This window comes from Duncaniella sp., assembly GCF_029054785.1.
GTDB lineage: Bacteria > Bacteroidota > Bacteroidia > Bacteroidales > Muribaculaceae > Duncaniella.
The window spans coordinates 1-5,107 of the sequence record NZ_JAIDEN010000119.1 but is presented as its reverse complement, the minus strand read 5'-3'; the positions used below and the strand labels follow the sequence as shown (position 1 = coordinate 5,107).

Annotated in this window: 5 protein-coding genes and 1 pseudogene; 5 read left to right on the top strand and 1 reads right to left on the bottom strand. The window is 52.5% G+C overall.

The annotated features are described in order from the left end of the window. From K2H17_RS07760 to K2H17_RS07750, 3 genes and pseudogenes are all read left to right on the top strand, one after another. Nucleotides 1–846 (top strand): annotated as a pseudogene (locus tag K2H17_RS07760) (molecular chaperone HtpG); the annotation flags it as partial. A 129-nt stretch (nt 847–975) separates the two neighbouring features. Continuing rightward, a complete protein-coding gene (locus tag K2H17_RS07755) occupies nt 976–1,509 on the top strand; it encodes an NUDIX domain-containing protein (RefSeq protein WP_300133431.1) in 534 nt (177 codons plus the stop codon). Nucleotides 1,510–1,692: 183 nt separating this feature from the next. Beyond that, complete coding sequence (locus K2H17_RS07750) at nt 1,693–1,917, top strand: hypothetical protein (protein WP_300133428.1); 225 nt, start codon at nt 1,693–1,695, stop codon at nt 1,915–1,917. Between the two features lie 33 nt (nt 1,918–1,950). Here K2H17_RS07750 and K2H17_RS07745 read toward each other — a convergent pair whose 3' ends face one another. Next, nucleotides 1,951–3,471: a family 10 glycosylhydrolase gene (locus tag K2H17_RS07745; protein WP_300133425.1), complete on the bottom strand. Its 1,521-nt coding sequence runs from the start codon at nt 3,469–3,471 to the stop codon at nt 1,951–1,953. A gap of 202 nt (nt 3,472–3,673) precedes the next feature. Between K2H17_RS07745 and bamD the strand changes: the two genes are divergently transcribed. Further along, nucleotides 3,674–4,486 (top strand): outer membrane protein assembly factor BamD, encoded by an 813-nt coding sequence (gene bamD, locus K2H17_RS07740; protein ID WP_300133422.1) that lies wholly within the window; start codon nt 3,674–3,676, stop codon nt 4,484–4,486. Nucleotides 4,487–4,536: 50 nt separating this feature from the next. Continuing rightward, nucleotides 4,537–4,872: a DNA-directed RNA polymerase subunit omega gene (locus K2H17_RS07735; RefSeq protein ID WP_300133419.1), complete on the top strand. Its 336-nt coding sequence runs from the start codon at nt 4,537–4,539 to the stop codon at nt 4,870–4,872. The last annotated feature ends 235 nt before the right edge of the window (nt 4,873–5,107 follow it).

Genomic DNA, 5,107 nt, shown 5'->3' with positions numbered 1-5,107 from the left:
CGATCTATAATTCTAGCTTCTTCGGCAGTGTCTGTTGTTTATAAGTTACAGGACAAAGACGGCAGCGTTGTCTACATCTATGCGACCGATCCTACCGCTCAGTTCAGCTTCATCAACGCGGCCAACGAGAAGGGCTACAATGTGCTGCTCATGGACGGTCAGCTCGACGGCCATTTCATCTCGATGCTCGAAAGCAAAATCGAGAAGACCAGATTCGTGCGCGTTGACAGCGAAGTGGCAGAAAAACTCATCCCGAAGGAAGAGAACACCGACAGCGGACTCAACGCCGACCAGATCTCGCTGCTGACCCCGCTCTTCCGCAGCCAGATCCCGGCAGTGGACAAGGCCGAGTTCCTCGTGTCGTTCGAGTCGCTCGATCCCGCCGCAAGCCCGATCCTGATCACTCAGAACGAATACATGCGCCGAATGAAGGACATGGCTGCAACTCAGGCCGGCATGAGCTTCTATGCCGAACTGCCTGACAGCTACAATCTGATCGTCAACACCTCGCAGCCCGTAGTTGCCCGTATTCTCGACGAAGCCCAGAAGGCCCTCGCCGAAAAGCTCGCACCACTCAACGCCTCGATCGACGCCGACAACGAAAAGATCACCGCCCTCCGCGCCGAAATCAAGGACAACAAGCCTACCGACGAGCAGAAAGCCGAAGAGCAGCGCCTGACCGACAGCGTTGAAAAGACCCGCAAGGAAAAGGACGAGATGATCAGCCGCTATGCAGCCGAAAAACCGGTTGTGAAGCAGGCAATTGATCTGGCCCTCCTTTCAAACGGACTTCTCCGCGGACGCGATCTGAGCGAATTCATCAAACGCTCCACCGCAATGCTATGAAAAATTGAGAATCAATTGAACTGAAAACAACCGAATATTCAGACACAAAAAAAATGACGCCGGTCTACGCTTGACATTCCAAGCCTAAACCGGCGTTGTTTTTTGTCCGATAAACCACCCCCATCAGACATGAAATGTGACAATTCCAAAGAGATTTTCCCCTTGGTCGACGAGCAGGGCAATGTGATCGGCTCGGCAACCCGCGGCGAGTGCCATTCTGGCAGCAGACTGCTCCACCCAGTGGTCCACCTCCATGTGTTTGACAGCAACGGAGGCCTCTATCTGCAAAGACGGCCTGAGTGGAAGGACATCCAGCCCGGCAAATGGGACACAGCCGTCGGCGGCCACATCGACTATGGCGAAGAACTTGAACATGCGCTCAGGCGTGAAGCCGCCGAAGAGCTTGGCCTCGGAGATTTCAAGCCTGAGTTCCTGAAACGCTATGTCTTCGAATCGAGCCGCGAAAAGGAGCTTGTCAACGCGTTCAAAACCGTGGTCGACTATGAACCAAGGCCTTCCGACGAACTTGACGGCGGTCGCTTCTGGTCGCGCAGCGAGATTCTCGATGCCATCGGGAAGGATGTGTTCACCCCGAATTTCGAGCAGGAATATATGATGCTTTTCGGGGATCAGACTGAAAACCATGAAGATGACGTGAGATGAGATGTCAGATGACGTAAAAAAACAGACGTCAATACATATCTTTTAACTTACATGTGCAGGATTCAGGCCCATGCAAGGTGATACATTTGCATATCACTTCTCCCCCCACACCCTCAACTCAAATTTTAGAGGTTGTCCAAAAAAACGCCCTCTTACTCTCACTCAAAAAAATCAAGTCCTGCCATGAACTCATCAGTCATTATCTCGCCCCGCGTCATCGACACGATCAATTCACTGTCAAGCGCCGACCGCGCCCCGATCAGCAACGCACTGAGCATGGAATTCATTCTTGGTCAGAATCCGGAAGACACGCTCACCCCGAATCAAAGCATCATTTATGCCGTGATCCGCTTCTATGTGACACAGGACACCGCACGTCACCGCGAACGCATGGCAAAAGTATGTTAGACCCTTTTCTGAAACTTACTTCAGCTCAGAGAGCTATTTCAGATAAGCCGGTTCGGATTCCGAGGAATCGCCGTCAAGAGCGGTGACAGCATAGGCCCTGCCGCCCGACTTGCCGACACGCATCTCACGGCCATAGGAAATACCGAGAAGATAGCAGCCCCGGATGCCGTCGCCGTTTTCCTCCATCAGCTCGTCGAGGCCCAGATTTTCAGGGAAAGAATAGACAGCATAGCGCCTCAGCCCGGCAGAGACAGCCTCGTCCTGCCAGGACAGAAGCCCGTCTTTCAGCTTCAGGCCGCGCGGCGCGGCGACAGGATCAGTCACACTCGCGCGCCGCACTTGCGGAGTCAGCGTCTTTGAGACGAAACGGGTTTTCGTCAGATCCGGCGCAAGCTTGTGGAGATGCTTCGCGCTATAAAGGACTGTGCCCTGGTCACCGTCAAGGCTGAACCTGCGGTTGGCATCGACCTGACGCAGAAGCTCGCTGCGCTCCTCGACCGTGTTGCGCTTGTCAAGCGGCGCGAGAGTTATGCTCGCATAAAAATGGCGGCCATAGAGATTGGCGGCCTCGCTCCACCAGCGGGCAAGCGGCTCATAAGGAGCTACGGCATGGGTCGTAGGCCAGTAGATCTGAGGCGAAATGAAATCGACCGTTCCCTGGTAAAGCCATCCGAGCGGATCGGAATAGATCTCGGAATACTGCCAGTCATCCCCCTTGACATCACAGCCCTCCATGCCCCATTTCGGGGCCGATGTGTGGTTCTTGCCTGCAATTCCGGCAGGCGAAATGCCGAAACGCATTCCCGGACGCAGATCCGAGACCAGGGCATGGACATCGGCAACGGTTTTGTGCACATTGGCCCTGCGCCAGTCGCCGAACGACATCCAGGGAGACTCCGACTGCCACAAGCCATAGTCTGCCGCCGAAGAATCCTCCGGAATACGGTTGGGATAGAAATAATCGTCAAAAACCAGCCCGTCAATCTTATAATTGCTTATGATTTCCCGGCAGATGTCGACAATGTGCTCTCTGACAGCCTCAAGGCCGGGATTAAATACGGTGTACTTGCCATAGCTCAACAACCAGCCGCACTCTTTCCACCGCCGGTCAGGAGCGCTGTCATAGTCCGTGCCCGCGCTCCATCTGAACGGATTGACCCAGGCATAGCATTCAAGGCCGCGGCGATGACACTCCTCGACAGCGAATTTCAAAGGATCCCATCCCGGCGAAAGACCACGCTTCCCGGAGACAAAAGCCGACCAAGGCTCCAGACGCGATTCATACATCACATCAGCCATGCCCCTGACCTGAAAGAAAACCGAGGTCAGATTGGCTGCCTCACATCTGTCAAGCAAAGCTCTGAGCTCATCCTGCTGACGCTGACGCACTTTCTGGGAAGTACCCGTGACCGAGGGCCAGTCAATGCCCCAGACGGTGGTGAGCCACACGCCTCGCATCTCCCGCTTAGGTCCGGATGCCGAAAGGCTGAACGGACCGGCCAAAAGAGATGCGACAAGGAGGAGGATATTGAAACGGATCGAATGTGATTTCATGGACGGGTTGTGGATAAAAAGAGGTAACCGAGGCACAAAATTAAGCCTTTTCCGCAAATAATCGCATCGCAATCGTGAAACTGTTTTAAAAATTATGGAGAATTTTCGCGATACGCTATGAAATATCGCGGAAAAATAGCTAATTTTGCAAGTTGAAAATAAACTCTCAATTCATTCACTGAACACAGACCACCCAACAGCCGTGATCAAACCCCTAAGAAAATACGCAGTCATGCTGGGCGCAGCGATGCTCCTCGCCTCTTGCGGCGAGTATCAGAAGGTGCTCAAAAGCCATGACGCCGATTATAGACTCGACTACGCCAAGCGCGCATTCGAGCAAAAGAAATATACCCAGGCCGCAACCGTGCTTGAAGACATCGTCACACAGTTCAAAGGCTCTGAAAAAGCGGAAGACTCCCTCTATCTGCTCGCACTTTCAAACTACGAGAACAAGGACTACGAGACAGCCGGTTCATATTTCAAGACCTACTACACCCGTTTCCCGAAAGGCAAATACACCGAACTGGCCCGCTACTATGCAGGCTACGGCTACTATCTTGACTCCCCTGAGCCTCAGCTCGACCAGAGCGGAACGATCAACGCCATTCAGGAGCTCCAGGCATTTCTCGACTACTTCCCCAAGAGCGACAAAGTGGCCAACGCACAGAATGCCATCTTCGAACTCCAGGACAAACTGACCCTCAAACAGCTCGAAAACGCCCAGCTCTATTACAACCTCGGAACCTATCTGGGCAACAACTACGAAAGCGCCGTAATCGTAGCGCGCAACGCCATCAAGGACTATCCCTATTCCAAATATAAGGAAGATCTCGAACTCCTCATCCTCAAAGCGCGCTATCAGGAAGCACGTGAGAGCATCGAGGAGAAGAAACCGGACCGCTTCCGCGAGGTGATCGACGAGTATTACTCCTACATCAACAACTACCCCGACACCCCCAACCGAGAGGAAGCCGACAACATCTACAAAATCGCCCAGCGCTACGTCAAGGAATAAGCCCTCCGGCGCTCCACAAATTCAGAAATAACGTAAACAACAGAGATATAATGGACTACAAGAAGACCAACGCACCTCTCAACACTCAGACCCGCGACCTCATCTCAATGAGCGAAGACACCGGGAATGTCTATGAAACAGTCTGCATCATCGCAAAGCGTTCCAACCAGATCGCCGGCGAGATGAAACACGACCTCGAAAAGAAACTTCAGGAATTCGCATCACTCAGCGACAACCTCGAAGAAATCTCCGAAAACCGCGAGCAGATCGAAATCTCACGTTTCTACGAACGTCTGCCCAAACCCACCCTCATCGCCACCCAGGAATATCTCGACCACAAGATCCACTTCCGCAACCCCGCGAAAGACAATCTCAACCTCGACTGATCTTCCGGTCTGCCTTGCATTCTCAAGCATCCCGACAAAACCGGGGCCTGAAAAAAACGGCACAAAAAAAAACGAAAAACAGCTTAAAAAAGCGCCTTCGGGTTGGAATTGTTAAAAATAATCCTTACCTTTGTGCGCTCTTTTGAGACAATTTATATTCATTAACCACTTTTAAACATCTGTATCAATGCACTTGAACTCTGATGAAAAAGTAGAAATCTTTGAGAAGTACGGT